Source organism: Arthrobacter sp. 05L428 (assembly GCF_056397665.1).
The window spans coordinates 147,123-173,957 of the sequence record NZ_JBFTNW010000002.1; the positions used below are offsets into that span (position 1 = coordinate 147,123).

At 70.4% G+C, this 26,835-nt stretch carries 26 protein-coding genes; 17 read left to right on the top strand and 9 right to left on the bottom strand.

Annotation, left to right across the window (positions count from 1 at the left end):
* Positions 1 to 2: 2 nt before the first annotated feature.
* Both narI and AC1DH3_RS07035 read left to right on the top strand, forming a co-directional pair.
* Positions 3 to 836, top strand: coding sequence for a respiratory nitrate reductase subunit gamma (gene narI, locus AC1DH3_RS07030; protein ID WP_476908910.1), 834 nt, complete (start codon positions 3 to 5; stop codon positions 834 to 836).
* 66 nt (positions 837 to 902) lie between these two features.
* Positions 903 to 2,126, top strand: a complete 1,224-nt coding sequence (locus tag AC1DH3_RS07035) for an MFS transporter (RefSeq protein WP_476908911.1) — start codon at positions 903 to 905, stop codon at positions 2,124 to 2,126.
* Positions 2,127 to 2,159: 33 nt separating this feature from the next.
* Here AC1DH3_RS07035 and AC1DH3_RS07040 read toward each other — a convergent pair whose 3' ends face one another.
* Both AC1DH3_RS07040 and AC1DH3_RS07045 read right to left on the bottom strand, forming a co-directional pair.
* Positions 2,160 to 2,699: a GNAT family N-acetyltransferase gene (locus AC1DH3_RS07040; RefSeq protein ID WP_476908912.1), complete on the bottom strand. Its 540-nt coding sequence runs from the start codon at positions 2,697 to 2,699 to the stop codon at positions 2,160 to 2,162.
* Positions 2,700 to 2,704: 5 nt separating this feature from the next.
* The gene (locus tag AC1DH3_RS07045; protein WP_476908913.1) at positions 2,705 to 4,015 is read right to left on the bottom strand and encodes a DUF445 domain-containing protein; all 1,311 of its coding nucleotides are present in this window, start codon (positions 4,013 to 4,015) and stop codon (positions 2,705 to 2,707) included.
* Between the two features lie 50 nt (positions 4,016 to 4,065).
* On the opposite strand from AC1DH3_RS07045, the gene AC1DH3_RS07050 reads away from it, so the two are divergent.
* Positions 4,066 to 4,953, top strand: coding sequence for a glycerophosphodiester phosphodiesterase (locus AC1DH3_RS07050; RefSeq protein WP_441418040.1), 888 nt, complete (start codon positions 4,066 to 4,068; stop codon positions 4,951 to 4,953).
* 24 nt (positions 4,954 to 4,977) lie between these two features.
* On the opposite strand, the gene AC1DH3_RS07055 is transcribed toward AC1DH3_RS07050, so the two are convergent.
* Positions 4,978 to 5,865: a helix-turn-helix transcriptional regulator gene (locus AC1DH3_RS07055; protein ID WP_476908914.1), complete on the bottom strand. Its 888-nt coding sequence runs from the start codon at positions 5,863 to 5,865 to the stop codon at positions 4,978 to 4,980.
* Positions 5,866 to 6,015: 150 nt separating this feature from the next.
* Here AC1DH3_RS07055 and AC1DH3_RS07060 point away from each other — a divergent pair, with 150 nt between their 5' ends.
* From AC1DH3_RS07060 to AC1DH3_RS07070, 3 genes are read left to right on the top strand one after another with little or no spacing between them, the layout of a single operon-like run.
* Positions 6,016 to 7,248: an MFS transporter gene (locus AC1DH3_RS07060; RefSeq protein WP_476908915.1), complete on the top strand. Its 1,233-nt coding sequence runs from the start codon at positions 6,016 to 6,018 to the stop codon at positions 7,246 to 7,248.
* Positions 7,249 to 7,304: 56 nt separating this feature from the next.
* On the top strand, positions 7,305 to 7,637 hold the full coding sequence (locus AC1DH3_RS07065) for a carboxymuconolactone decarboxylase family protein (protein ID WP_441418037.1): 333 nt from the start codon (positions 7,305 to 7,307) through the stop codon (positions 7,635 to 7,637).
* An 8-nt stretch (positions 7,638 to 7,645) separates the two neighbouring features.
* Entirely contained in the window at positions 7,646 to 8,047 is a 402-nt protein-coding gene (locus AC1DH3_RS07070) for a cupin domain-containing protein (RefSeq protein ID WP_441418036.1), read from the top strand.
* Between the two features lie 110 nt (positions 8,048 to 8,157).
* On the opposite strand, the gene AC1DH3_RS07075 is transcribed toward AC1DH3_RS07070, so the two are convergent.
* A complete protein-coding gene (locus AC1DH3_RS07075; protein WP_476908916.1) occupies positions 8,158 to 9,750 on the bottom strand; it encodes an ABC transporter permease in 1,593 nt (530 codons plus the stop codon).
* Positions 9,743 to 10,732, bottom strand: a complete 990-nt coding sequence (locus AC1DH3_RS07080) for an ABC transporter ATP-binding protein (RefSeq protein ID WP_476908917.1) — start codon at positions 10,730 to 10,732, stop codon at positions 9,743 to 9,745. The genes AC1DH3_RS07075 and AC1DH3_RS07080 overlap by 8 nt, the downstream gene beginning before the upstream one ends.
* A gap of 144 nt (positions 10,733 to 10,876) precedes the next feature.
* On the opposite strand from AC1DH3_RS07080, the gene AC1DH3_RS07085 reads away from it, so the two are divergent.
* The 4 genes from AC1DH3_RS07085 to AC1DH3_RS07100 all read left to right on the top strand — a co-directional run bounded on the left by AC1DH3_RS07085 (position 10,877) and on the right by AC1DH3_RS07100 (position 12,739).
* Positions 10,877 to 11,332: a DoxX family protein gene (locus AC1DH3_RS07085; protein ID WP_476908918.1), complete on the top strand. Its 456-nt coding sequence runs from the start codon at positions 10,877 to 10,879 to the stop codon at positions 11,330 to 11,332.
* Positions 11,284 to 12,084 (top strand): AzlC family ABC transporter permease, encoded by an 801-nt coding sequence (locus AC1DH3_RS07090; protein ID WP_441418178.1) that lies wholly within the window; start codon positions 11,284 to 11,286, stop codon positions 12,082 to 12,084. The genes AC1DH3_RS07085 and AC1DH3_RS07090 overlap by 49 nt, the downstream gene beginning before the upstream one ends.
* Positions 12,081 to 12,392 carry an AzlD domain-containing protein gene (locus AC1DH3_RS07095; RefSeq protein ID WP_441418032.1) on the top strand — a complete coding sequence of 104 codons (312 nt, stop codon included), beginning with the start codon at positions 12,081 to 12,083 and terminating at the stop codon, positions 12,390 to 12,392. Before AC1DH3_RS07090 ends, AC1DH3_RS07095 begins: the two co-directional genes overlap by 4 nt.
* Before the next feature lie 68 nt (positions 12,393 to 12,460).
* Positions 12,461 to 12,739 carry a hypothetical protein gene (locus AC1DH3_RS07100; RefSeq protein WP_476908919.1) on the top strand — a complete coding sequence of 93 codons (279 nt, stop codon included), beginning with the start codon at positions 12,461 to 12,463 and terminating at the stop codon, positions 12,737 to 12,739.
* 57 nt (positions 12,740 to 12,796) lie between these two features.
* Here the strand turns inward: AC1DH3_RS07100 and AC1DH3_RS07105 are convergent, their stop codons facing one another.
* The 3 genes from AC1DH3_RS07105 to AC1DH3_RS07115 are packed head-to-tail and all read right to left on the bottom strand — an operon-like array spanning position 12,797 to position 14,873.
* Positions 12,797 to 13,723, bottom strand: coding sequence for an NADP-dependent oxidoreductase (locus tag AC1DH3_RS07105; RefSeq protein WP_476908920.1), 927 nt, complete (start codon positions 13,721 to 13,723; stop codon positions 12,797 to 12,799).
* 60 nt (positions 13,724 to 13,783) lie between these two features.
* Positions 13,784 to 14,200 (bottom strand): YkvA family protein, encoded by a 417-nt coding sequence (locus tag AC1DH3_RS07110; RefSeq protein WP_476908921.1) that lies wholly within the window; start codon positions 14,198 to 14,200, stop codon positions 13,784 to 13,786.
* Between the two features lie 4 nt (positions 14,201 to 14,204).
* The gene (locus AC1DH3_RS07115) at positions 14,205 to 14,873 is read right to left on the bottom strand and encodes a TetR/AcrR family transcriptional regulator (protein WP_441418028.1); all 669 of its coding nucleotides are present in this window, start codon (positions 14,871 to 14,873) and stop codon (positions 14,205 to 14,207) included.
* A gap of 122 nt (positions 14,874 to 14,995) precedes the next feature.
* Here AC1DH3_RS07115 and AC1DH3_RS07120 point away from each other — a divergent pair, with 122 nt between their 5' ends.
* The 7 genes from AC1DH3_RS07120 (at position 14,996) to ppsA (ending at position 24,879) form a co-directional block, all read left to right on the top strand.
* Entirely contained in the window at positions 14,996 to 15,322 is a 327-nt protein-coding gene (locus tag AC1DH3_RS07120) for a thiamine-binding protein (RefSeq protein ID WP_441418027.1), read from the top strand.
* 76 nt (positions 15,323 to 15,398) lie between these two features.
* The gene (locus AC1DH3_RS07125; RefSeq protein ID WP_476908922.1) at positions 15,399 to 16,076 is read left to right on the top strand and encodes an O-methyltransferase; all 678 of its coding nucleotides are present in this window, start codon (positions 15,399 to 15,401) and stop codon (positions 16,074 to 16,076) included.
* Between the two features lie 152 nt (positions 16,077 to 16,228).
* Positions 16,229 to 17,320 carry a hypothetical protein gene (locus AC1DH3_RS07130; protein WP_441418025.1) on the top strand — a complete coding sequence of 364 codons (1,092 nt, stop codon included), beginning with the start codon at positions 16,229 to 16,231 and terminating at the stop codon, positions 17,318 to 17,320.
* On the top strand, positions 17,314 to 18,726 hold the full coding sequence (locus AC1DH3_RS07135) for a PIG-L family deacetylase (RefSeq protein WP_476908923.1): 1,413 nt from the start codon (positions 17,314 to 17,316) through the stop codon (positions 18,724 to 18,726). The genes AC1DH3_RS07130 and AC1DH3_RS07135 overlap by 7 nt, the downstream gene beginning before the upstream one ends.
* A 65-nt stretch (positions 18,727 to 18,791) precedes the next feature.
* Complete coding sequence (locus AC1DH3_RS07140; protein ID WP_441418177.1) at positions 18,792 to 19,529, top strand: glycosyltransferase family 2 protein; 738 nt, start codon at positions 18,792 to 18,794, stop codon at positions 19,527 to 19,529.
* Between the two features lie 162 nt (positions 19,530 to 19,691).
* Positions 19,692 to 22,361: a cation-translocating P-type ATPase gene (locus AC1DH3_RS07145; RefSeq protein ID WP_476908924.1), complete on the top strand. Its 2,670-nt coding sequence runs from the start codon at positions 19,692 to 19,694 to the stop codon at positions 22,359 to 22,361.
* Positions 22,362 to 22,443: 82 nt separating this feature from the next.
* The gene (ppsA, locus tag AC1DH3_RS07150) at positions 22,444 to 24,879 is read left to right on the top strand and encodes a phosphoenolpyruvate synthase (RefSeq protein WP_476908925.1); all 2,436 of its coding nucleotides are present in this window, start codon (positions 22,444 to 22,446) and stop codon (positions 24,877 to 24,879) included.
* Here ppsA and AC1DH3_RS07155 read toward each other — a convergent pair.
* A complete protein-coding gene (locus AC1DH3_RS07155) occupies positions 24,827 to 26,761 on the bottom strand; it encodes a heavy metal translocating P-type ATPase (RefSeq protein ID WP_476908926.1) in 1,935 nt (644 codons plus the stop codon). The genes ppsA and AC1DH3_RS07155 overlap by 53 nt on opposite strands.
* Between the last annotated feature and the right edge of the window lie 74 nt (positions 26,762 to 26,835).

Here is a 26,835-nt window from a genome sequence, read left to right on the forward strand (position 1 = left end):
CCATGCTGGCAGTAGAGGCCGAGCCCGGATCCGCCGTCGAAATCTCCGCCTTGGACATCGTGCTCTGGGGCGTACTGCCCTACGTCATGGTCGTTGTGCTGGTGGGCGGCCTCATCTGGCGCTACAAGTACGACCAGTTCGGCTGGACCACGCGGTCCTCCCAGCTCTACGAATCCCGGCTGCTGCGGATCGCCTCGCCGTTGTTCCACTTCGGCCTGCTCGCCGTGATCGCGGGGCACTTCTTCGGCCTGGTCATTCCGATGGCGTGGACCCAGGCCGTGGGCATGAGCCAGGAGTTCTACCATTTCAACGCCCTCCTGGTTGGCGGCATCGCCGGGGTGGGGACCCTGGGCGGCATCATCCTGCTGATCTACCGGCGCCGCACCACCGGTCCGGTCTTCATGGCCACCACCAGGAACGACAAAACCATGTACGTCGTGCTCACCGGCGCGATCGTGTTCGGGCTCTGGACCACCCTGGCGAGCGTCTTCGAGGGCGAACACGGGCACAACTACCGCGAAACCGTGGCGCCGTGGTTCCGCTCGCTGTTCATCTTCCAACCCGACATCGCGGCGATGGCGGCGGCGCCCTTCTCCTTCCACCTGCACACCCTGGTGGGCATGGCGCTGTTCGTCATCTGGCCCTTCACCCGCCTGGTCCATGCGTTCACGGCGCCGTTCCACTATCTTTTCCGGCCGTACATCGTTTACCGCTCCCGCGACCGGGACCGGGACGGCAGCCGGGCCGGCGCGGCCGCCACGCGGTCCTCCGGCACCGCCGCCCGCCGCGGCTGGTCCGCCGTCGGAACCCGCGACCGGGACACCCGCAACCGCTGAGGTGCCGGCTATGCCGCAGCTTCCCGAAGCCTTCCCGAAGCCTTCCCGACCCGAAAGGAGACCTCCGTGGCCGGAGCAGTGACCCCGTCCGCAACCGCGCCGGCAGGCCAGACGCTCAACCTGGTGCTAGCCACCGCGGCCTCGGTGGCCGGTTTTTGGGCCTGGAATTCCGTGGCCACGCTCGGGGCCTTCTACACCCAGAACCTCCAGCTCAACCCCGCCACCACGGGCATCCTCGTCGCCATGCCGGTGTTCGTCGGCTCGCTGGGCAGGATCGTCGTCGGCGCCCTGACAGACAAGTACGGCGGCCGCGCCCTCTTCAGCTTCGTGCTGCTGGCGGCCATTGTCCCGATTCTGCTGGTGGCCGTCGGGGGCACCATCCGCTCCTTCGCGCTGGTGCTCGGCGCCGGGCTGCTGCTCGGGGTGGCCGGCACCGTGTTCGCCGTCGGCATCCCCTTCGTCAGCGCCTGGTACGAACCGTCACGGCGCGGCTTCGCCACCGGGGTGTTTGGTGCCGGGATGGGCGGCACCGCCCTGGCCGCGTTCCTGAACCCGCGGCTGGTCGCCTGGATCGGTTACTTTCCGACGCACCTGCTGATCGCCGGAGTCCTGGCCGTCATGGCCGCGCTGGTCTGGTTCCTGATGAAGGAGTCCCCGGCGTGGAGCCGCCAGGACGCGCCGGTCATGCCCAAGCTGCTCGACGCCGCAAAAACCCCGGTCACCTGGAAGATGTGTTTCCTCTACGCCGTCGTATTCGGCGGATTTGTGTCCTTCGCGACCTACCTGCCGACGTACCTGCGGGACATCTACAGCTTCGACCCCAGCGCCGCCGGCGCGCGTACCGCCGGCTTCGCCTTGGCCGCCGTGCTGGCCCGGCCCATCGGGGGAGTGCTCGCGGACCGGTTCGGCCCCAAGCCCGTGGTGGTGGTCTCGCTCGCCGGCGTCGCCGTGCTCGCCTGGGTGGTGAACCTGCAGCCCGACGGCGATGTGCCCGCCGGCCTGACGTTCGTCGCCATGGCGGCCGCCCTGGGGCTGGGCACCGGCGGCGTCTTCGCCTGGGTCGGGGTGCTCGCCCCGGCCGGCAAGGTCGGGAGCATCAGCGGGGTGGTCAGCGCCGCCGGCGGCCTGGGCGGCTACTTCCCGCCGCTGGTGATGGGAGCCACCTACGACGCCGCGACCCGCAGCTACTCGATCGGGCTGATGCTGCTCGTGGTCACGGCGCTCGCGGCGCTGGCGTTCACGGTCTTCGCCATGCATGGCCGCGTCAAGGCCACAGTCGCGCACGCCTGACGGCCAAGCGGGCCGCCGAGCTGACCGGTGGGCTCAGAGCGTCTTCCGGGTGAAGAGGGAGTCGCCGTGTACCTCGTCCAGGTCCACCCGGCCGGTTTCGACGAAGCCAAGTTTGGCCAGGACGCGGCGTGACGGGGTGTTCCAATCGCGGACGGTGGCCCAAAGGCAGGGGTAACCGGCTGCCTGCGCCTGCTGCAGGACGGCCCGGGAGGCCTCGCTCGCCAACCCCTGCCCCCAGACCCTTCGTAGGAACTCGAACGCGAGTTCCGGCTCCCCGTCCTGCCCATGCCGATTGGGAATCAGCCCGCAGTAGCCGATGACCTGCCCCGAACTTTTTTGCTCCGCCGCCAGCAGCCCCGGGAAGGGGAGCCCGTCGTCCCGACGGATCCCGTCGGCGATTTCCTCCAGCGTGGGGTGGCCGTCGGGACTGATGCGGCGATGCGGCGGGACACGGGGGTCGCGTTCGGTCCAGAGCTCGTGCTGGACCGCGGCGTCGGACACGCGCAATGGCCGCAGCAGCAACCGGCCGGTTTCGAAGGCGGCCTCCGGGCGGGGTGTCTGTGCCGGATCCATCCGGGTCAGCCGAAGACGAAGTGCGCGGCGGTAAAGATGGCCAGCCCGGCGAGGGCGCCCACCACGGTGCCGTTGATCCGGATGAACTGCAGGTCCTTGCCCACCTGGAGTTCGATCTTCTGCGAGGTCTCCTCGGCATCCCAGCGGGCCACGGTATCGGTGATCACGCCGGCAATGTCCGAGCGGTAGTTGTTCACCAGGTACCCGGCGGCGTCGCCGATCCAGGTGTTCACCTTGCCGGCCAGCTCGGGGTCGACCACCAGCCGGGTGCCGAAGTCGTGCACGGCGGCCTTGAACTTCACCGTCAGTTCGCTGTGCGGATCGTCGACGGCGGCCAGCAGTGCGGCCTTGACCGTGCCCCAGGTGCGGGAGGCGAGTTCGCGGACCTCCGGGTCGCCCAGCACCTGCGCTTTGACGCCCTCGGCGCGGGCGATCATGACCGGATCGTGCTGCAGGTCCTGGGCCAGTTCTTTGAGGTATTTGTCGATGGAGAGCCGGACCTGGTGTTGCGGATCCGCCTGCACGGTCCGGGTGAATTTCAGGATCTCCACGTAGACCTTGTCGCCTACGAGCCCGTCCACGAACGTAGGCACCCAGGTGGGGGAACGGTCCGTGACCAGCCGGTTGACCGTTTCGTGGTTGTCCCGCACCCAGTCCACCGTACGGTCCACGAGCAGGTCCACGAGAGCGTGGTGGTGGCCGTCGTCGAACACGCGCTGGGCGAGCCGGCCCACCGGCGGTCCCCAGGGCGGAGCCAGCAGGTGCCGGCGGACCATGCCCTCGATGACGGCCTGGACGTCGTCGTCGTTCAGCACCGTGAAGGCGCCGCGGATCACGGCGGCACCTTCCTTGGCCACCCGCTCGGCTCCACCGGGCCCGGACAGCCAGCCGCCGACCTTGCGCGCAATGTCAACGCTGGCCAGTTTCTCCTTCACCACCTGTTCGGAGAGGAAGTTGGTCTCCACGAATTCGCCCAGCGACGCCCCGATCTGGTCCTTGCGCCGCGGGATGATCGCGGTGTGCGGGATCTTCAGGCCCAGCGGGTACTTGAACAGGGCCGTCACCGCGAACCAGTCCGCGAGGGCGCCCACCATGCCGCCCTCGGCCGCTGCCCGGACGTACTCAAGCCACGGGTACTGCTTCTGCAGGGCGAAGGCGAGCACGAAAATGACGGCCATGCCGATCAGCAGCGACACCGCCAGCAGCTTCATCTTCCGCAGCGCCGCGGCCTTTTCTGCGTCCGCGGCGGAGAGTCGGTGTTCGACGCCGGCCGGGGGGACGGCGGGACGGGCGGGTCGTTCAGTGTTCACCTGCATGTGCCCAGCCTAGCCGCGCATCCGTAACCGACGTCCGCTAACGTGTCAGCATGAATACCGAGGAGTCCGCCGCCGCCCGCCCGCTGGTCTACGCCCACCGGGGCGCCAGCGGAGCCTTCGCCGAGCACACCCGTGCCGCCTATTTGCAGGCGATCGCCGACGGCGCCGACGGCGTCGAATGCGACATCCACCTGACCCGCGACCAGCACGCGGTGCTGCTGCACGACGCCAACCTGGACCGCACCTCGGACGGCACCGGCCCGGTCGCGGACCACACCCTGGCGGAGCTGCGGCTGCTGGACTTCTGCTCCTGGAAGGGCGCCCGGATTCCCGAGGAGTACGGCGCCCGGTCCGAGCAGTTCCTGACCCTCCCCGAACTGCTCGATATCCTGCGCCTGGCCGGCCGCGAGATCGGCCTGGCGATCGAACTCAAGCACCCCAGCCCCTACCAGCTCAAGCTCGAGGACCGGGTCCTGGCTGTCCTCGAGTCCGAGGGCTGGGACCGGGCCACCTCGATGCTGGACAACATCCGGGTCTCATTCATGAGCTTCAGCCCCGACTCGGTGAAGCACCTGCTCCAGAGCGTGCCCGCCGCGGCCATCTGCCAGCTCGTGGACGACGTGAACGTGGAGGAAATCCGCGAAGAACTCGGCCTCGGGGCGATCACCGGCGGCGCCCTCGCCAACGTCATGAAAGCTGCGCAGACCGAGGGGGAGCGGATCCTGGACGACTGCGAGGTGGGCCTGGCCGGGCCCGGCATCGGCTACGTGCGCGGACACTCCCGCACCGTCCGGCGCTGGCTCGAATCGGGCCGCCGCTTCCGGGTCTGGACCGTGGACTCGGCGGACGACGTCGACCTCTGCCGTGAACTGGGCATCCACGAGATCACCACCAACCGGCCCGCCGAGGTCCGCGCCCAGCTGCTCGCCCCGCTCTAGGGCATTGCTGCGTGCCGGTGCCTGTCAGCTGGTGGTCCGGTGCTGTTCCGCGGGCGTGTCCTCGCTTGCACCCCAGCTTGCCAGGAGGCGGAGCCGTTCTGCAGAGGGGGAACCGGGCTCTGCGGTGTAGACCATCAGGACGAGACCAGCCTCTGCGGTGATGGCGAGTTCTTCGTAGGCCAGGGTAAGTTCACCGGCCACGGGATGAAGGAAGCGTTTAGTTCCGGAGCCATGGGTGCGTACGTTGTGCGCACCCCAGAGGGCACGGAAGGGCTCGCTTCGGGTCGAGAGTTCTCCGACGAGGTCCTGCATGGTGCGGTCGTGGGGGTCGCGGCCCGCCTCGGCACGCATGATGCCGACGCACATCTCGCTGAACAGCTCCCAGTCGGGGTAGAAGTCCCGGGAAACGGGGTCGAGAAACTGGAACCGGGCGAGGTTCGGCAGGCGGCCGCCGTCTCCGATCAGCGGGGAGTAGAAGGCCCGCCCCAAGGCGTTGGTCGCCAGCAGGTTCTGGTACGGATCGCGGACGAAGGCGACGCCCTCGGTGATCGCTTCCAGGGCCCACTGCAGGCTCAGTCGCGCGCTGGCCTGGGTGGCGGCACGTTTCCGGGGCCTGCCGGAGACGGGAATGCCGTCTGCCGCCCGGGCGAGGTCGAAAAGGTGGGCACGTTCGGCGTCGTCGAGGCGGAGGGCGCGGGCAAGGGAATCGAGCACGGACGAGGACGCACCCGCGATCGAACCGCGCTCTAGCTTGGCGTAGTACTCCACGCTGACGTCGGCGAGGAGTGCCACCTCGCTGCGCCGCAGCCCAGCCACGCGCCGATTTCCGCCGGCTACGAGCCCGGCTTCTTCCGGGGTGAGGCGTGCGCGCCGCGACATCAGGAACTCACGCACTTCAGCCCGGTTATCCATGCTTCAAGGATAAATCGGTGCGATTGAACAAGGGGCGCCCTCCCGGTACACCCCTCAACAGTGACTCCCACGCGGAGTGCATCACCTGTTGACTGGATGAAGATCCCCAGCACATGACCCGTCCGCTTCCCCTGCGGGCTAGGAGAGCATATGGACACCACCACCCTCCCGGCGTCGAACCCGGCAGCCATTGACCCGGCAGCTACTGACCCGGCAGCTACTAAACATCAGAAACGACTGCCGCTCGCCACCCTGGCTGTGCTGGCCGTTATCGGCTTCGTCCTCGTTGCGATGGAGACCATGCCGGCCGGCCTCTTGCCGTCTATCGCCGGCGGAATGGGGACCAGCGAAGGCACCGTCGGACTGTTCGTCAGCGCCTACGCCCTCGGCACGGTGATCATCACGATCCCCGCCATCACCCTCACCCGGGGCATGCGGCGCAAGCCGTTGCTCCTCGGCGCGCTCCTCGGCCTCATCCTGGCCAACAGCGCCACGGCCCTCTCCAGCGACGTGACCCTGTCGCTGGCGTCGCGTTTCGTCGCCGGCGCATTCTCGGGAATCATCTGGGGGATGCTGGCCGCCTACGGCCGGAAGATCAGCCCGCCATCCCGGGCAGGCCTGTCTCTGGCGATCGTCTCGGTAGGGGCGCCCGTCGGATTCGCGCTCGGCACACCGCTGGGGTCTTGGCTCGGAACGGCCTTCGACTGGCGGTGGGCCTTCGCCGGACTCACCGCGGTGGCCATCATCGCCGGTGTATTCATTGCTGTCATCGCCCCCGATGCCGGCGGGCAGCCTGGCACCTCCCGGCTTCCACTGGTCCGGGTGTTCCGCATCCCCGGCATCGCCGTGATCCTGGCCGTCATCTTCACCTGGATGCTGGCCCACAACACCATCTACACCTACATCGCCCCGTACCTGCGGGCCACCGGCACCAGCCTCACCGTCGACGTCGAACTCTTCATCTTCGGGATCTCCTCGATCGCCGGCATCATCATCACCGGAGCCCTCCTCGACAAACACCCCCGCCCGCTCCTGCACGGAAGCGTCGCCCTGTTCATCTCGGCTGCGGTGGTGCTGCTGCTCGGCCACACATCGGCCCCGGCGATCATCGCCGCGACCGTCCTGTGGGGGAGCACCTTCGGCGGGGCCGCCGCCCAGCTCCAAGCCGCCCTGACCACCGCCGGAGGCGCGGACTCCGACGTCGCGAACTCATTCCTGCCGGTGGCGTTCAACCTCGCCATCTTCACCGCCGGCATCCTCGGCGCCGCCCTGCTGACGAGCGATAGCGGCCTCGTGCTGGCGGACGTGATGATCGCCGCCGGCCTGGCCGCGCTCATGCTGACCATCTACGGGCGCCGCAGCGCTTTCCCCGGCCGCCTCTAGCCATGCCGGCGGCCCCGCCGACTCGTCCCGTACACCGCACCGAAAGAAGGAACATCATGACTGACCAACCCAAGCAGATCGGCGGCGGCCGGAAAATGTTCGGTGACTTCGCTCCGAAGCTCGCTGCACTCACCGACGACGTGCTTTTCGAGGACGTTTGGAACCGGCCTGAACTCTCCGCGCGGGACCGCAGCCTCATCACCGTTGCCGTGCTCGCCGCCGGGGGAAACACAGAGCAGCTGGCCTTCCACCTCGGCCGCGCCCTGGAGAACGGCGTGACTCAGGAAGAGCTCATCGAAGCCATCACCCACATCACGCTCTACGCCGGCTGGCCCAAGGGCATGGCTGCGATGGGCGTCGCCAAGCAACTTTTCACCGACAACAACTAAGGAAAATCATGAACATCGAACCCGCCGTGCCCACCTCGAAAAACCCGTCCGCACAATTCGCCGGCGACGTCTGGCTCGACCCGATCGCTCTGCCCCATGAGCCAGGCCAGACGATGGTCGTCGCAACCGTCCGCTTCGCCCCCGGAGCCCGCACCGCCTGGCACTCCCACGAGCACGGCCAATACCTTCGGGTCACCCACGGCGTCGCCCGCTTCGGCGGCCGCGACGGCAAGATCATCGAAGCCCACCCCGGCCAGACGCTTTACACCCCACCCGGCGAGGAGCATTGGCATGCTGCCGCCCCCGGCTGCTTCATGGAACACATCGCCATGCTGCAGAACGGCGAAGACCCCGCCGCCACCACGACCTGGGGTGAGCACATCACCGACGACGAGTACAACGGCAACTAACAGCGCACTGCAGGGCGCAGGCGTATGACAAAGAACTGCAGCCAGGAGGCTCACGGCCAGCGGCCAGCGACACTTAATTGCCGCTCCAGCTGGAGCCACTGGTGGTGCCCTTAGGCGGCCAGATCCCGCCGTCGCCAGCCCAGGTAACCCAGCGCGGCGAGCCCGACGGCGACGGCGGTCAGGCCCAGCAGTGCCGGCACCGCGTCGGTGCCCACCGGCAGCAGCGGGGAGTGCCGGAAAGGGGAGAGGTCCATGAGCCATCCCGGTGCGTTCCAGAGCACCCCGAACTCGCCGAGCGCCACGAAGGCAAGCAGCACGCCCCAGACCGCGCCAGCCAGCCGGGGCACCCAGCCAAACACCGCCAGCGCCACGCTGGTCAGCACCCACGCGGCGGGAATCTGCGCGAGCGAGGCGACCGTGGCGCTGCCCACCAGCCCGCTGTCCTGGACGGCGGCTGCCGCGCCGACACCGATCGAGACCCCGGCCAGCACCATCAGCACCGCGACCCCGGCCAGCGCGAATACGTAGTGGCTGCTTGCCCAGCGGCTGCGCGTGGTGGCCGTCCCCAGCAGTGCTTCGGTGTGCCCGGCGGACTCCTCGCTGCGCAGATGGTTCACCGACGCCACCCCGTAGGCCGCGGCGAGCAGGCCCATGATGCTGATCTCGGCGGCCAGGAAGGCGTCCCGCAGCGCCGAGGCGCCGCCGATCAGTTTGATCAGGTCCTGCGCGTTGGGGGAACTGAGCATCTCCGCTACGTTGCTGACCAGCGAGCCGATGACGACGCCGAAGACGACGAACGCCGCGGCCCAGGCCAGCCACACCCTGTGCTGCAGGCGCACGGCCAGAGCCCAGACCCCGGAGAGCGAGCCGACGGCGGGGCCGGGACGCTCGTCGCGGAGCCCCGCGCCCAGGTCCCGGCGTGCCCGGAGCACAAAGGCCGCCGGGATGAGGAGAACGCAGAGTGCGACCGGCAGCGCCAGCACCCACCATCGGTCCCCGGCGAACGCGCGGATCTGCTGGTTCCAGCCGATCGGCGAAAGCCAGGAGAGGAACGATGGGCCCGGTTCGGCAAGGTCTCCGACGGCGCGCAGGCCGTAGGTGACGGCGACGACGCCAACGCTCAAGCCGGTGGCAGCGCGGGCGCTCGCGGTCAGTTGCGCGGCTACGCCGGCCACGGCGCTGAAGGCCATCCCGGTGGCGGCCCAGCCGAGGCCGAAGGCCAGCGACCCGGCAGCTGGCAGGCCGCCGGCGGCGAGGGCGGCGGCGGACAGCAGTCCCACGCCCAGGCTGGCGCCCAGGCCGATCATGAGGGCGGCGGCCAGGGCGGCGTCGCGTCCCAGCCGGCCGCCGCCGAGCAGCTCCAGCCGTCCGCCCTCCTCGTCTGCCCGGGTATGCCGGATGATCAGGATGACCATGAGGACCGCGAGGATGGCCGTCATGAACGCGGTGTATTTGATCAGCGAGAGCGCCCCAAGGGAGGCGGGGTCGTAGATGCGACCGAACATAGCCACCATTGACGCGGTGGCATTCACGGCATTGGCGGCTTCGATCCGGCTGCGGACGTCGGGGTAGAGTTCCGCGCCGGCCACCGCCGTCGAGTAGGCAACGACGGCGAATCCCAGCACCCACACCGGCAGCAGCCAGCGGTCCCGGCGCAGCCCCAACCGGACCAGCGTTCCGGTGCCGGCCAGCGTCTCAGGCATTGCCGGATCCCGGCCCGGTGGGCCCCGCAGCCGCGGAACCCACCGCTTCGGCCCCGGTGTCACGCGGGCCCGCCCCGGTCCCGGCGTTAACTGAGCCGTTCCCGGGGCCATAGTGCCGCAGGAACAGGTCCTCCAAGGTCGGCGGCTGGCTGGTCAGCGCCCGCAGCCCGGCCGCGGTAAGGGCCTGCAGGAAAGGGCCCAGCCCGGCGGGATCCACCTGGGCGCTAACCCGGTGGTTGACCACCACCACATCGTGCACGCCGGGCAGCAGTTCCAGCCCCTGGGGCACGGCGGCGACGTCGGCGGTGACGGCGGTCCGGGTCAGGTGGCGCAACTGCTCAAGCGGGCCGGTCTCCACCACCCGGCCGGCGCGGATGATGCTCACCCGGTCGGAGAGCGCCTCGGCTTCGCTGAGGATGTGGCTGCTCAGCAGCACGGTGCGCCCCTGTGCCCGGAGTTCGCGGACGCAGCCGCGGAAGGCGTCCTCCATCAGCGGGTCCAGTCCGCTCGTGGGTTCGTCCAGCAGGAACAATTCGGCGTCGGTGGCCAGCGCGGCAACGAGGGCCACCTTCTGCCGGTTGCCCTTGGAATAGGTGCGGGCCTTCTTGGTCGGATCCAGCTCGAAAAGTTCCAGCAGCCGGTCCCGCCGTGCCCGGTCCTGGCCGCCCTGCAGCTTGCCCAGGAGCTCGATCACCTCGCCGCCGGTCAGGTTGGGCCACAGGGCCACGTCGCCGGGAACGTACGCCAGCCTGCGGTGCAGCGTCGAGACGTCGCGCCACGGATCCAGTCCCAGCACCCGGATGGATCCGGCGTTAGACCTCAGCATGCCCAGCAGCAGCCGCAACGTGGTGGACTTGCCGGACCCGTTGGGTCCCAGGAAGCCATGCACTTCGCCGGCGGCCACCTCGAAGTCCAGGCCGTCGAGGGCGGTCACGGCCCCGAACCGCTTTACGACGCCGGTCATCTGCACGACACTGCTCATAGTCAACAAGGTACTCCCGGGCACCGCTCCCGGACCCCTGCGGAAGGTCCTGCTTTCGCGGCCCACGCCCGGGTGGCGCATCGCACCCGGCGCAGGTTAAGGCCCCGGTTACCGGGCGCCCCGCCGCTGTGGTTGCATGGTTGCATGCCTTTCCGCTGGTCCCCCCGGGCAACCCAGACACTTTCCGCGGCCGCCCTGAGCGGGCTGCTGCTGGCCAGCGCGGCCAAACACTTCCGCGATCCGGACTTCTTCACCCCGGTGGTCCCGGAGTTCCTCTGCCGCGACGACTCCGGCGGCCGGCGCAACGGACCCCTCGCCGTGCTGTCCCGGGAGGAGTGGGTGGCGGCGAGCGGTCTGCTGGAGGTCGGCGCCGCCGTCGGACTCCTGATCCCGCCCACCCGCCGTGCGACCGCCGGCTGCGTCACCGGGATGTTCACCGCGTTTCTCGCCGGACACCTTGACGCGCTTCGCAGGGCGTTCGGACCCGGGGGAGCGCCCGCGCAGCGCCGCTTCCACAGCCTGCGGCTGCCGCTGCAGGCGCCGCTCATCGCCTGGGCGTGGAGCCTGACGAAGCCGGTCCCGAAGCGGCGGCGCCGGTGAAGCTCTCACAATCCCCGGCCGTCCGGGTGGGGCTCTCCATCAGCATCGCCACCGGGCTCTACGGGGTGTCCTTCGGGGCGCTGTCCGTCACCTCCGGCCTCGATTTCTGGCAGACCATGGCCCTGAGCCTGCTGCTCTTCAGCGGCGGCTCGCAGTTCGCGTTCATCGGCGTCGTGGCCGGGGGCGGCTCCGGCGTCGCGGCGATGAGCGCCGCCACCCTGCTGGGCATGCGCAACGGCATCTACGGCATGCAGCTCAACGCGCTGCTCCAGCCGCGGGGCTGGCGCCGGTTCGCCGCCGCCCACGTGACCATCGACGAATCGACGGCCACGAGCACCGGCCAGACCGACCCGGCGGAGCAGCGCCGGGGTTTCTGGACGGCGGGGCTGGGCATCTTCGTGCTGTGGAACCTGTTCACCGCGGTTGGGGCGCTGGCTGGCAGCGCCCTTGGCGACCCGAAGCAGTGGGGGCTCGACGGCGCCGCGGTGGCGGCGTTCCTCGGCCTGCTGTGGCCGCGGCTGAAGGGCCGCGAACCCGTCGCGATCGCCGTCGTCTGCGCCCTGGCAACCGTCCTGGCCGTGCCGTTTGTGCCGGCCGGGGTGCCGATCCTGGTCGCCGCGTTCGTGGCGGCGGTGGTCGGCTGGTTCAGTCACGGCCGCAGCGACGAGGGCCTCGAACCCGACGTCGACCCGTATGCCGAGGAGCATGAGGCTGTCCGTCGCTCCGGACACAGCCCGGGGGAGGCCTCATGACGCTCTGGCTCTGGCTCCTGCTGTCCTGCGTGCTGGCGTACGCCTGGAAACTGGTGGGATACCTTGTCCCCGCCAGCCTGCTGCGCAATCCGAGGATGTCCCGGATCGCCGGCACCATGACGATCGGGCTGCTGGCCTCCCTGACCGTCGTGAACACAGTGGCGTCCGGGCAGTCCCTGGCGCTGGACGCGCGGCTCGGTGCCCTGGCCGCGGCCGCCGTCGCCCTGTGGTTGCGGGCGCCGTTCCTGGTGGTGGTCCTGGCTGGCGCCGGCGCGGCGGCCGGGCTGCGGTTGCTCGGCTGGAACTGACGCTCCGCCGTCGGGCGCTCAACGGTCTTTAGCCCCTAGCCGGGCCGGGCGCCCAATGGGAGCATTCGATGATGACCGAAAAAGACGTTCCGAATGCCGCTGCGTCCGGGCCGGGCGATGCGGACGCGGCGACCCCGGAAGCCGCGGGAGCGGATGCCGCCGGCAAGGCGCACCATTCCAAGCCGCATGAGCACTTCGTTTCCCCGGGCGCGGAATCCACTCGGGAACTGCGCGAAATGGCCCGCCGCCGCCGTGAGGCCGAAGAGAAGCTGCAACAGCATTTGCAGGAGGCGCACCACCTGCACGAGGCCAGGGAAAAGCCCGCGGAGGATCAGGGCGGGCACTGACGGGTTCAGTTTCAGGGGTCGGCGGGACGGCGGCAGCCGGACTCCGGCTGCCGCCGCTCATCCGGCGTCGACGGTCACGACAATCTTGCCGCGGGTGTGTCCTTCCATGCTGAGGCGGAAGGCGTCTGCCGACTGCGCCAGCGGGAAGGTCTGCGCCACCTCGACCCGGAGCTTGCGCTCGTCGACCAGCTCGGCGAGGTCCCGCAGATCGGCGCCCACGGGGTTCACCCACATCCAGGTGCCGCCGTGCTGCTCAACGTCGCTGTCAGCGATGGAGGCGTGCCGGCCGCCGTCGGCCAGCACCGCCAGGGTGGTGTCGAGGTTGCCGCCGACGAAGTCCGCCACGACTTCCACTCCTTCGGGGCGAAGTGCCCGCACCCGGTCCGCGAGTCCATCACCGTAGCTGACGGGTTCGGCGCCGAGGGAGCGCAGGAACTCGTGGTTCTTTTCTGATGCCGTCGCGATCACATGGGCACCCGTCGCCGCGGCGATCTGGATTCCGAGGGACCCGACGCCGCCGGCCCCGCCATGGATCAATACGGTCTCGCCGGCCTTGAGGCCCAGGCGCGTGAGGACCTGATAGGCCGTCAGTCCCGCCAGGGGAAGCCCGGCGGACTCGTTCCACCCCAGCGAGGCGGGCTTGCGGGCGAGGAGGCGTTCCGGGAGGGCGATGTATTCAGCGAAGCTCCCGCCGTGGACATAGTCTTTGCGGCCATAGGCGATGACTTCATCGCCGGGCTGGAAATGCGGCGCGTCGATGCCGACCGATTCCACGACGCCGGCCACATCCCAGCCGGGAATTGCCGGGAATTGCAGGTCCATGACGGCATCCAGGTAGCCGGCCATGATCTTCCAGTCGACCGGATTTACCGAGGCTGCCTTGACCTTGACCAGGACCATGCCCGGCCCGACCTTTGGCATCGGGCGGTCGGCCAACTCGAGGACGTCCGGATTTCCATATTCGCTGTACGTTATCGCCTTCATGCAGGCGTCAACGACTGCTTCCGGGACCCTATTCCGCGTCCGGCCAACGAGTGGGCCAGCTCACCGGGCGTTGCCGAGGCCGGCCAGTTTCAGGATCAGCTGCAGGCCCTCCGGCGTCCCGGGCCAGTGCCGTTCGACGGACTCCGCGCCGGCCCGGGCGACCACGGAGCGCAGCACCAGGGCGACGATCACGACGTCGTCCGCGTAGCCGATGACGGGCAGGAAGTCGGGCACCAGGTCGATCGGCGAGAGCAGGTACGCCAGCAGCAGGGCGAGCCGGACGCGCACGCCCACCGCGACGGTGCGGTCGGCCACCAGCCGCCGGATCAGCCGGAGCAGGTCCGGCAGCAGCCGCAGGGCGTCCTTCATGGTGACAGTTTCGGGGTGCCGCCGCGCGTACCCCCAGAGCAGCACCAGCAGCACGGCATACACCAGCAAGAGGCCGCCGAGGACGCCGGCGGCGGTTTCCCATGTCATGGGCTCAACGGTACGTGTTTCCGTAGGTAGAGCCGAAGCCGACGCCGAATGCGGTGCCGTACGCGGTCCCTGGCACCAGCGACTGCGGTGGCAGCGGACGATCGGGCCGTTCTGCGCGGATGGCGTCCTCGACCAGGGCGACCGGACGGCGCCAGGCATCCGAACCGGCCTCCATCGTGTCCACCACGCCGATCAGCATGGCCAGCAGCCGGATCATGTCCGTCATCGAGATGTCGCTGCGCAGCGTGCCCTGGCCCTGGCCGCGGCCCAGCAGGACGGCTACCGATTCGATCAGGTCGCCGGTGATGCCGGTCAGCACCCCGCGGCGGCCGGCCACCGCGCCGAGGAGGTTGGCTTCGTCGCTGGCAACCCCCATCAGCGCGTCGACGACGCGGAACAGGCCCTCCGCCGCGTCCTTGCCGGCCAGGGCCTCTTCGATGACCGGGTTCACCCGCAGTTTCAGCTGCTGGTGCAGCGCGGCAAGCACGAGTTCTTCCTTGTCGGCGAAGTTCCGGAACAGCGTCGCGGGGCCCACCCCGGCCGTGACGGCGATGGTCTGGAGCGGGACTTCGGGGCCGTGCTCACGGAAGCACTGGCGGGCCGCGGCAATGATCTTGTTGACGTTGCGCGCTGCATCCGCACGGAGCGGCCTGCGGTCTACTGCCCGGTTCATTTGCTCAGGTTAGCAACGCGGAGGTGGAGGAAACCTGTTACCGGCGGGTACGCCCAATTGTGACGTGTCGGCCCGAGATTGCGGGCCCGGGCAGGCCGGATCCCGCGTGGCAGACTGGAGCCATGTTGCTTGCATTTTCTGTCGCACCCTCCGGCCGTCCCAGCGGCGCTCCCGCCGGCTCCGAAGCCGACGACGCCTCGGTCCACCATGCCGTCGCCGAGGCGGTGCGGATCGTCCGTGAGTCCGGGCTGCCGAACCACACGGACTCGATGTTCACCACCATCGAGGGCGAATGGGATGAGGTGTTCGACGTCGTGAAGCGCGCCACGGAAGCCGTGGGCCGCTATGGCAGCCGCGTCTCGCTCGTGATCAAGGCCGACATCCGCCCCGGCTACACGGGCGAACTGACCGGCAAACTCGACCGGCTGGAGAAGGCGCTCGGCGAGTAGCCGCTCCGGGCCCGGGCCTGAGCCGGGAGGCCGCCGGCCCTACCCACCGGCGGGGGCAGCTGAAAGACTGGGCCGCATGATCGAGCATCAGCCCACATCCCGCTGGATCGCCGTCGAGGAGTACCTCTCCGGCGTGGTGGTCCGGCCCGATACCTCGCTGCGGCGAGCCGTGGCCGCCGCCCTGGAAGCAGGGATGCCGCCCATCGAGGTCGCCCCGAACGCCGGCAAGCTCCTGAAGCTGCTGGTCCAGCTTTCCGGCGCCCGCCGGGTGCTGGAGATCGGCACGCTGGCCGGGTTCAGCACCATTTGGATGGCACAGGGCCTGCCCGACGGCGGCCGGCTTGTCACCTGCGAATACCTGCCCCGGCACGCCGAGGTGGCGCGCGCCAATCTCGACCAGGCCGGGCTGGGCCACCTGGTGGAAATCCGGGTGGGCGCGGCCCTGGACACGCTGCCCGTGCTGGAAAGCGAGGGCGCCGGGCCTTTCGACTTTGTGTTCATCGACGCGGACAAGGAACACAACCTGCAATACCTGGACTGGGCCATCAGGCTGGGCCGGCCAGGCACCACGGTGGTGATGGACAACGTGGTGTGGGAGGGCGCGGTGCTGGACCCGGCCCTGGATCCTGTCAACGCCCCGGGGATCGTCGCGGCGCTGGAGATGATGGGCGCGGACCCGCGGCTGGACGCCACCGTGATCCAGACGGTGGGATCGAAGGGCTGGGACGGCTTCGCGCTCGCCCTCGTGCGGTAGCACGGGATGGTGCTCGGTGCGGCGTCCCGGTCCGGCGGGCGAGGACCGGGCGAAGTGCTAAGTATGCTTAGATTTACCCAGCGGCGGCTTCGACCGGCCGCTACAGGCACGGACAACACCAGGCGCACATCGCAAAGGACACGGACGAGGCAATGAACGCGACCCAGGAAGCCCGCCCTCCCAAGGCCGTGCGGATCAGCTCCACGACGGGCGAGCTGGCCGGGATCTCACCGCTGCTGGACGCCGCCGAGGCGGGCGTCGGGGACGTCCCGGCCCTGCTGGCACTCGCCAAGGACGCGGGGGAGTGCGCCCCGAAGCCCGGGGCGGGCAACACCGCGTTGCTGTGGGAGATCCTCGCGTCGGTCACCGCCGTCGACGTCGCCGCCGGACGGATCCTGGAACCCCACCTCGACGCCGCCGCGATCCTCGCCCAGGCCGCTGCGGCGGATTTCGATGATGCCCCCGCCGATCTCCCCTTCGACGGCACCTGGGGCGTTTTCGCCGCCGAGGCCCCCGGGCTGAAGCTGGAAGCCAAGGACGCCGGCGGCGCCGTCGTGCTGACCGGCTCGAAACCGTGGTGCTCCATCGCCGCGCAGCTCGACCACGCGGTGCTGACCGCGCACCTCGACGGCGGCGGCCGCGCCGCCTTCGCCGTCGACCTGCACGCCGCCGGGGTCGGCTTCGCGGACCCGGAATGGACCAGCCTGGGCCTGCGCGAGGTCCCCAGCGGCACCGTGCACTTCGACGCCGTGCCGGCCATACCGCTCGGCCCGGCCGGCTGGTACTACCAGCGTCCCGGGTTCGCCTGGGGCGGCATGGGGGTCGCCGCCTGCTGGTTCGGCGGCGCCGTCGCCGTGGCCCGCAACTATGTTGAGTCCCTGAAACAAGCGGCCGACGGCGGCCGCGAACCGGACCAGCTCGCCCTCGCCCACCTCGGCGAAATCGACCGCACGCTGACCGGGCTCACCCAGTACCTCGCCCGGACCGCGGCCCGGATCGACGCCGGGGAGCTCTCCGGCGCCGGCGCGTGGAGCGAGGCGCTGCGCGTCCGCGGCAGCGTGGCCGCCGCCGTCGCACGCATTCAGTCGCTGGTGAGCCAAAACCTCGGGCCCGCCCCGCTGGCCTTCGACGCACGCTACGGCAAACGCATGGCCGACCTCTCGCTCTACATCCGGCAGCACCACGCCATGCGCGACGACGCCCAGCTCGGCGCCCTGACGTTCAAGGGGGACCACCCATGGTGAGCTTCACGCACAACGACGCCGGGACCAACGAAGAAGACTGGGCCCGCAGCGGCGCCGCCGCCCTGCCGGAGCTCCCGCTCGACGCCGGGGAGCTGGCTGGCAGGGCATTCATCGTCCTGGCCGCCCACCCCGACGACGAATCCCTGGGCGCCGGCGGCCTGATGGCCCGGCTGCACGGGCTCGGCGCGGAGGTGCGGGTGCTGCTGTGCACGGCAGGGGAGGCCTCCCACCCCGATTCGCCCAGCACCACACCCAAACAGCTTGCCGACCTGCGGCTGCGCGAATTCGCCGGCGCCCTCGGGCGGCTCGTCCCGGACGCCGGCTGGCAGTACCTCGGGCTGCCGGACGGGAAGCTCGCGGGCCACCGGGACCAGGTCCTCGCCGCGATCCGCGAGGCCGCGGCTGCCACGGGCCGGCCCGCGGACCGCGTCGTCCTGGTGGCGCCCTACCGGAACGACGGCCATACCGACCACGACGCCCTGGGCTCCGCCGCCGCGGAAGCGGCAGCCGCCTCCGGCTACGGGCTGCTGGAGTACCCGGTCTGGTACTGGCTCTGGGCCGGCCCCGAGGACCCGGCCTGGCAGTCCTGGCTGCGGCTCCCGCTGACCCCGGCCGAGGAGCAGGCCAAGGCGCAGGCCATGGCGGCGCACACCTCGCAGGTCCGGGCGCTCTCGGACCAGCCGGGGGACGAAGTGCTGCTCCCGTCGGCCTTCCTGCAGCATTTTTCCCGGCACTGGGAGACCTTCGCCTGGCAACGGCCCGGCACTCCGGCTGTCCCACCGGCCGGCACGGCGGCACACGCCGCAGTCGCGCCCTCCGCCTACGCCGCGGCGGACGCGGAGGGCCTCTTTGACACTGTCCACGCCCGGAGCGAGGACCCCTGGGAGTACACCACCAGCTGGTACGAACACCGCAAGCGCGCGCTGACGCTCGCGGCGCTCCCCGGCCGGAGCTACTCCGCCGGCCTTGAAATCGGCTGCTCGATCGGCACCCTCAGCGCCGAACTCGCCGAACGCTGCGGCAGCTTCCTGGCCGTCGACGCGAGCAGCGCGGCACTGGCCCACGCCGCCCGGCGGCTCGCGCACCTGCCGGCCGCGCGGACCCGCCACCTGACGGTGCCGCAGGACTGGCCGGAGGGCGCGTTTGATCTGATCGTGGTGTCGGAGGTGGGCTACTACCTCTCGCCGGAGGAGCTGGCGGCCCTGTTCGAACGGGTCGAGGCCACGCTGCTGCCCGGCGGCACCCTGGCGCTCTGCCACTGGCGGCACCCGATCGAGGGCTGGGAGCTCGACGGCGACACCGTCCACGCAGCAGCCCGCAGGCAACTTCGCTGGGCCGACGCCGGCCTCTACCGGGAGCGCGACTTCGTGCTGGAAGTCTTCCGCGCCCCGGAGCCGCTCGCGTGAGCAACGTGGCGGCCCCGGCCGGGCCCCCGCAACGACGCCCCGGCATCGACGCCGTCGCCGTCGTGATGCCGGCCCACAACGAGGACCAGCACCTGGACCGGGCGCTGCGGGCAGTGCAGCGCGCCGCCGACGAGCTGCAGCGGCAGCGGCCCGGCGTCGCCGTCCGGGTGACAGTGGTCCTGGACAGCTGCACCGACCGCTCCGCCGAGATCACCGCAGGTTACGTCGACGCCGACCCGCGCTTCGGCGCGCTCGACGTCCGGCTGCGCAGCGCCGGCGCGAGCCGGGCGGCAGGCGTCCGCGCCGCCGTGCTCGGCCCGCAACGGCGCGCCCCCGGCCAGCGTTCCGAACCGCGGCCCTGGCCGGGACGGACCTGGCTGGCCAACACCGACGCCGATTCGCAGGTCCCGGTGAACTGGCTGGTGCGGCAGCTCGAATTCGCCGAAGCCGGTGCCGACGCGGTGCTCGGCTCGGTGGAACCGGACCCGGTCGGGATGGACCCGGAACTGCTGCGCCGCTGGCTGGACCGCCACCCCTTCGAGGAAAACCACCCGCACATCTACGGCGCCAACTTCGGCGTCCGGGCCTCGGCCTATCTGGCCGCGGGCGGGTTCTCGCACCTGGAAACGCACGAGGACCGCACCCTGGTCCAGAGCCTGCGCAGCCTCGCCTTCACCGTCCTCGCAACGGACAGCATGCGGGTGCTGACCTCCGGCCGGACCCACGCACGGGCGCCCCACGGCTTCGGGACGTACCTGCGTTCGCTGGGACGGCAGCGGCCGCCTGCCGCCACTGGCAGCTGAGGGCGGGCCCGGCAACCGAAGCCGTTCCGGGGCAGCGTAGCCGCGCGCCGGCGCCCGGTGACCTTTGGCCCTAACCAGGGGTGCCGCGCCGGAGCATCCTCGGAGGCATGATGCACCTGGGCAGTGCTGGCGTTAGGTGCTGCGCATGACGGGCGGCGGACGGTGAACCCTGCCGCGGCCGGGCCGCTGCCCGGGATCTCCGGACTGAGCTCGGCGGAGGCTGCCCTGCGGCTGGAGCGTGCCGGGGCAAACCGGCTGCCCGAGGTCCGTGCCGTGCCGGGCTGGCGGCGGCTGCTGGCAGAACTGACCCACTTTTTTGCCGTCATGCTCTGGGTGGCGGCCGCCCTCGCCTTTGTCGCCGGCATGCCGCAACTGGGCATCGCCATCATCGTGGTGATCGTGGTGAACGGGGTATTCGCCTACATCCAGCAGGAGCGCGCCCAGCACGCGGCCGCCAAGCTGCGCGAATTGTTGCCCGCCATGGTCTCGGTGCGCCGGGACAATCGCATCGTCAAAGTGCACACCACCGAGCTGGTGCCCGGAGACGCCGTCGTGCTGGTTGCCGGCGATCGGGTGCCGGCGGATCTCCGCCTGGCCCTGGCTGCGGGCTGCACGGTGGACGAATCGATGCTCACCGGCGAAAGCGAAGCGGTCAGCAAGGCTGCGGGGGACACCGTGTTCGGTGGAACCTTCCTGGTCATCGGCACGGCCGAAGGAGTGGTGGCCAGCACCGGGGGACAGACACGGCTCGCCGAGATCGCGTCACTGACCGGCAAGGTCGAGGCGCCGCCGAGCCCGCTGGCCCTGGAACTGCAGCGGATTGTCCGGATTGTCGCCGGCGTGGCCCTGGGCATCGGTGCCTTGTTCTTCATCCTCTCGCTGCTGGTGGGCATCTCCTGGCGCGATGCGTTCCTCTTCGCGATCGGCGTGGCGGTGGCGCTGGTGCCCGAGGGCCTGCTCCCCACCGTCACCCTCTCGCTCGCCATCGGAGCCCAGCGGATGGCCGCGCGCAAGGCCCTGGTGCGGAACCTGCAGGCGGTCGAGACGCTTGGCTCCACCACGTTCATCTGCACGGACAAGACCGGAACCCTCACCCAGAACCGGATGAACGCCGTCGAGGTCTGGACACCCTCCGGGCTGCTCGGCGTCACCGGGAACGGCTACGCGCCGGAAGCCGAGGTCACGGGGGAGGGTGGCGCGGACGCCGGAGCGGCGGCGTTCCAGGCGGGGCAGCGGCTCAGCGCCGCCGCCCGTGCCGCCTCGGTGGGCCGGGCGGTGCCGCACGACGGGCAGTGGATCGCCGAGGGAGATCCGATGGAGGCCGCCATCGACGCGCTGGCCACGCGGCTGGCCGGCCCCGGCGGCGGGCCGGCGGAGCCAACGCCGTCGCACCGCTTCGCCTTCGATCCGCGACGGCTGCGCGAGTCCGCCATCGTCGGTACGACGCTGTTCGTCAAGGGGGCCCCGGAGTCCGTGATCCCCTTGTGCCGGGGCGACGGCGACAGTGAGGGCGACGGCGACGTGGGCGGCGCCGGCGGCGCCGACCGTGCCCTGCAGATGGTGGACCAGATGGCCTCGCACGGGCTCAGGGTCCTCGCGGTCGCGCAGCGGAGCCTGCCCGGACCGGTGCGGGACGGCACGACGGCGGACGAAGTGGAGAGCGGGCTGACGCTGCTGGGCCTGATCGGCCTGCACGATCCGCCCCGCGCCGAGGTCCGGCTCTCGCTGCAGGCGGCCCGCGACGCCGGCATCAAGGTGGGTATGGTCACCGGCGACCACGCCTTCACGGCCGCCGCCATTGCCCGGGAAACCGGCCTGATCGGCTCCCCGGAGCTGGTGCTGGAGGGCCACAACCTGCCGGAGGATGACGAGGTCCTGGCCGCGTTGCTGGACCGCGACGGCGTCGTGGTCAGCCGGGTAACGCCGGAACAAAAGCTCCGGGTGGCCCGGCTGCTGCAGCACCGCGGCCACGTGCTGGCCATGACCGGTGACGGCGTCAACGACGGGCCTGCGCTGCAGCAGGCGGACATCGGCGTCGCGATGGGCCTCAGCGGCACGGATGTGGCCCGCGAGGCGGCGGACCTGGTGCTGCTCGACGACGACTTTGCGACGATCATCGCGGCCGTGGAGCAGGGCCGCGCCACCTACGCGAATATCCGCCGTTTCCTGACGTACCACCTCACGGACAACGTCGCCGAGCTGACGCCGTTCGTGTTCTGGGCCCTGTCCGGTGGCCGGTTCCCGCTGGCCCTGAGCGTGCTTCAGATCCTCGCCCTGGACATCGGCACCGACCTGCTGCCGGCCCTGGCCCTCGGCAGCGAAGCGCCCAGCAAAGGGGCCCTGAAACGTCCGCCGGAGCGCCGGCACCTGATGGACCGGGCCCTGATGTTCCGGGTCTTCGGCCTGCTGGGCCCGGTAGAGGCGCTGATGGAGATGACCGCTTACACCGCCGTTCTCTTCGGAGCCGGCTGGAGCCCCGGAGCCGCACTGCCGCCGTCGGACGCGCTGATGGCGGCCTCCGGCGCCGCGTTCACCACCGTGGTCCTGGCCCAGCTCGCCAACGCCTTCGCCTGCCGCAGCGCCACCTCCCCGCCCTGGCAGCTGGGCTGGTTCACCAACCGGCTGCTGCTCTGGGCCGTGCTGGCGGAGCTGGGGCTGCTCTCCGTCTTCCTGTTCCTTGGCCCGGTCGCCGCCCTGCTGGGACATGCCCCGCCGACACCCGGCGGGCTGGCCGTGGCCCTCGCCGCCATTCCGGCGGTCTTGGTCGCGGACTGGCTCTACAAGCTGGCCCGGCACGGCACGTCCGGGCGGCCCGCCCAACGCGCCGGCTAAGAGGTCCAAAGCCTCTGACCCCACACCGCCCCGGGCCGCAGGATCGGACCATGGATGGACAAACGCCCAAAGGAGCGCCGGCATGCCCGAGCACGTGAAGTGGTTTGAAGAAATTGGCATGGGGGACGTCCCGCAGGTCGGCGGCAAGAATGCCTCCCTGGGCGAGCTCATCCAGTCCCTCAAGGCCCGGGGCGTACGGGTTCCCGACGGCTTCGCCACCACCGCCGCGGCCTACCGGACCTTCGTCGCGGCGAACGGGATCGAACCGGCGATGCGCTCGCGGATCCTGGCCTACCGCTCCGGGGACGCGACGCTGCGCGAGACCGGGGAAGCCATCCGGGAGCTGTTCCTGGCCAGCGATTTCCCGCCGGACATCGCCGACTCCATCCGCTCGCACTACCGCGATCTGGGCCAGCGCGCCGGCCTGGAGCGGCTGTCGGTCGCGGTCCGCAGCAGCGCCACGGCCGAGGACCTTCCCGATGCCAGCTTCGCCGGCCAGCAGGAAACCTTCCTGAACGTCACCGGCGACCGGGAACTGATGGACGCCTGCCGGCGGTGCTACGCCTCGCTGTTCACGGACCGGGCCATCAGCTACCGGGAAGTCAAGGGCTTCGACCACCTCGACGTCGCACTCTCGATCGGGGTCCAGCGGATGGTGCGCTCCGACGTCGGCGCCTCCGGAGTGATGTTCTCGATCGATACAGACTCCGGGTTCCCGCGGGCTGCCGTGATCAGCGCTGCCTGGGGTCTCGGCGAGACGGTGGTGCAGGGCACGATCAACCCGGACAAGTACCTCGTCTTCAAGCCGCTCCTGAGCGAGGCCGCGGCGGCGGAAGGACCGGCGGAAGGACCGGCGGAAGGGCTGGCGGAAAGGCCCAGCCCGATCATCGAAAAGACCCTCGGCTCCAAGGCGCAGAAGATGGTCTACAGCCGCGGCGGCCACGCCCGCACCCGCACCGTCGACACCTCGGAAGCGGAACGCCGGTCCTTCGTCCTGGCCGACGCCGAGATCCTCACCCTGGCCCGCTGGGCCGTGAGCGTCGAGGAGCACTACCGCCGGCCGATGGACATGGAATGGGCCCGGGACGGCGTGACGGGCGAGCTCTTCATGGTCCAGGCCCGGCCGGAGACGGTGCAGTCGCAAAAGACCGGTTCCCGCTTCACGCTCCACCACCTGCTGGAAACCGGTGCGGTGCTGGTGACCGGGGCGGCCATCGGCGACTCGATCGCGCAGGGGACGGCGTGCGTGATCAGGAGCGCCGCTGACATCGACAAGTTCCGGGACGGCGCCATCCTGGTCACCGAAATGACCGACCCGGACTGGGTGCCCATCATGAAGCGCGCCGCCGGGATCGTCACCGACCACGGCGGCCCCACCAGCCACGCGGCCATCGTGAGCCGGGAACTGGGGGTGCCCGCCGTCGTCGGGACCGGCAACGCCACCAGTGTCCTGGCCGAGGACCAGGCCGTGACCCTGTCCTGCGCCGAAGGCGATACGGGCCGCGTCTATGCCGGCAGCCTCGCGTTCGAAACCGAGGACGTGGATCTGGGCGAGCTGCCGGCGACGCGCACCAAAGTCATGGTGAACATCGCCAGCCCCGCGGCCGCCTTCCAGTGGTGGCGGCTGCCCGCGGACGGCGTCGGGCTGGCCCGGATGGAGTTCATCATCAGCGCCCTGATCCGGATCCATCCGATGGCGCTGGTCCACCCGGAACGGGTCGCGGACCCGCAGGAAGCAGCGCAGATCCGGGACCTGACGCGCGGCTACGCCGATCCAGGCGACTACTTCGTGGACGCCCTGGCGCTGGGCATCGCGAAGATCGCCGCGCCCTACCATCCGAACCCGGTGATCGTGAGGCTCAGCGATTTCAAGACCAACGAGTACGCGCACCTGATCGGCGGCGCCTCCTTCGAGGAGGCCGAGGAGAACCCGATGCTCGGCTTCCGGGGTGCCTCGCGCTACTACGACGCGCGGTACCGGGAAGGCTTCGCGCTCGAATGCCGGGCGCTGAAACGGGTCCGGGAGCGGATCGGCTTCAGCAACATCATCGTCATGGTCCCGTTCTGCCGGACACCGCAGGAGGCGGACAAGGTGCTGGCGGTGATGGCTGAGAACGGGCTGGTCCGCGGCGAGCACGGCCTACAGGTCTACATGATGTGCGAGATCCCCTCCAACGTGGTCCTGGCTGAAAAATTCGCCACCCGCTTCGACGGCTTCTCGATCGGCTCGAACGACCTCACCCAGCTGGTCCTCGGCGTGGACCGGGACTCGGCGCAGCTGGCGGCGCTGTTCGACGAGCGCGACGAGGCCGTCATGGCGATGATCAGCGAGGCGATCCGGAAGGCGCACGCGGCAGGGATCAAGATCGGTATCTGCGGCCAGGGCCCCAGCAACCACCCGGAGTTCGCGGCGTTCCTGGTTGGCGAGGGCATCGATTCGATCTCGCTGAACCCGGACAGCTACCTCAGGACCGTCCCGCGGATCGCGGAAGCCGAGAAGCTGGCGTCCGCGGGCTAGGCCGGCCGGCCGGCCCGCCCGGCCGCGGGGTCCGCGTCCCGGAGCCCAGCGCCCGGAGCGCGTTCAGGATCGTGGCGAGGTCCACCACCTCCTGGGAGAGGGCGCCGGCGATGGCCGGAACGTAGCCCGCGGCTGCCGCCAGCATCAGCGCCACGCTCAGCGCGATGCCGATCCAGATGCTCTGCAGCGCCACCTTCACGGTGCGCTGGCCGATCCGCACGGCCGAGGCCACCTTGGACAGGTCGTCCAGGATGATCACGACGTCGGCGGACTCGCCGGCCGCCGTCGAACCCCGCGCGCCCATCGCGATCCCGACGTCGGCGACGGCCAGGACGGGGGCGTCGTTGACGCCGTCGCCCACCATCATGACCGGACGGCGGGGCAGAGAGCGCACGGCCTCCACCTTGTCCGGCGGCAGGCACTCGGCGCGGACATCGGTCAGCCCGGCCTCTGCCGCGATGTGCTCGGCGGTGGCGAGGGCGTCGCCGGTGAGCATGACCGTCCGGGTGGCGCCGAGTTCCCGGAGTTCGGCCACGGTGCGGCGGGTTTCCCCGCGGATCGGGTCGCTCATCACCAGGGCCCCGGCGAACTCCCCGGCCACACCCACGTAGATGGCGAGCTCGCCGCTGGCCAGCTCGGTTTCCACGACACCGGCGGCCGATTCCGACACGAAATTTGGCTTGCCGACGACGACGTCCCGGCCGTCGAAGCGCGCCCGGACGCCGTGCGTGGCGAATTCGGTGGCCTCCGTGGCGGACTCGAAAACCAAGCCACGGGACCGTGCCGCGTCCATCACCGAGGCGGCGAGCACGTGGGAAGAATATTGCTCGGCGGAGGCCGCGAGCCCGAGGACCCGGTCCTCGGTAAAGGACCCCGCGGTCCGGATGCCCACCAGGGAGGGGCGGCCGTAGGTCAGGGTGCCGGTCTTGTCGAAGGCCACCGTTTTGATCCGGCTCAGCTGCTCGAGAACCCCGGCATACTTGACGATGATGCCGCCACGCGCGGCACGGCTCATGCCGCCCAGGAACGCCACGGGGGCGGCGATCAGCAGGGGACACGGCGTGGCCACCACCAGCACCTCCGCGAACCGGACCGGGCTGCCGCTGACGATCCAGCCGATCGCCCCGAGAACGTAGGCGAGGGCGGTGAACGGGACGGCGTAGCGGTCGGCCAGGCGGACCATGGGTGCCTTGCTGTCGGCCGCTTCTTTCACCAGCGCGACGATGCGGCTGTACTGCGAGTCCTCCATCAGCGCCGTGACCTGCATCCGGATGGCCGCTTGGCCGTTCAACGACCCGCTCATCAGGCCCTCGCCGGCGGCACGCTCCACCGGCAGGCTCTCCCCGGTCAGCGAGGATTCATCAAACGTTCCGGACTCGGAAAGCAGCACTCCGTCCAGCGGCACCACTTCGCCGGGCCGCACCAGCAGGATGTCGCCGACTTCGACGTCGGTGGCCGCCACGTCCTCATGCTGGCTGTCGGTTTCGGCGGCGTGGCTTCCGGCGGCACCGCCGTTGCGTTCCCGGTGGGCTGTCTGCGGGACGCGCTCCAGCAGGGACGTCAGTTCCTTCTTGGCACGGCCGGCGGCGTGGTCCTCAAGGGCGGTGCCGCCGGCCATCATGAGCACGATGATCATCGAGGCGACGAATTCGCCCACCAGTACGGTGCTGACAATGGCGGTTACGGCCAGGATGTCGATGCCCCACTGGCCGCCGACCAGGCGGCGGACCATGCCGACGGCGAGGTAGGCCGCCACAGCCAGCGCATAGATGCTGGCGGCGATCCGCGCGATAGCTTCCTGGCCGGAGGCAAGCAGCAGTATCACCGCCAGGAGGGCGGCGACCGTGCCCGTGACAAGCGGATACCGGAGCGCAATTTTCACGGTTGTCCCGCCTCGTTCCTCGCGCAAGACCCGGCGTCTGCGCCTACTTGCATCCTACTGCGCGGCCCTCCCCT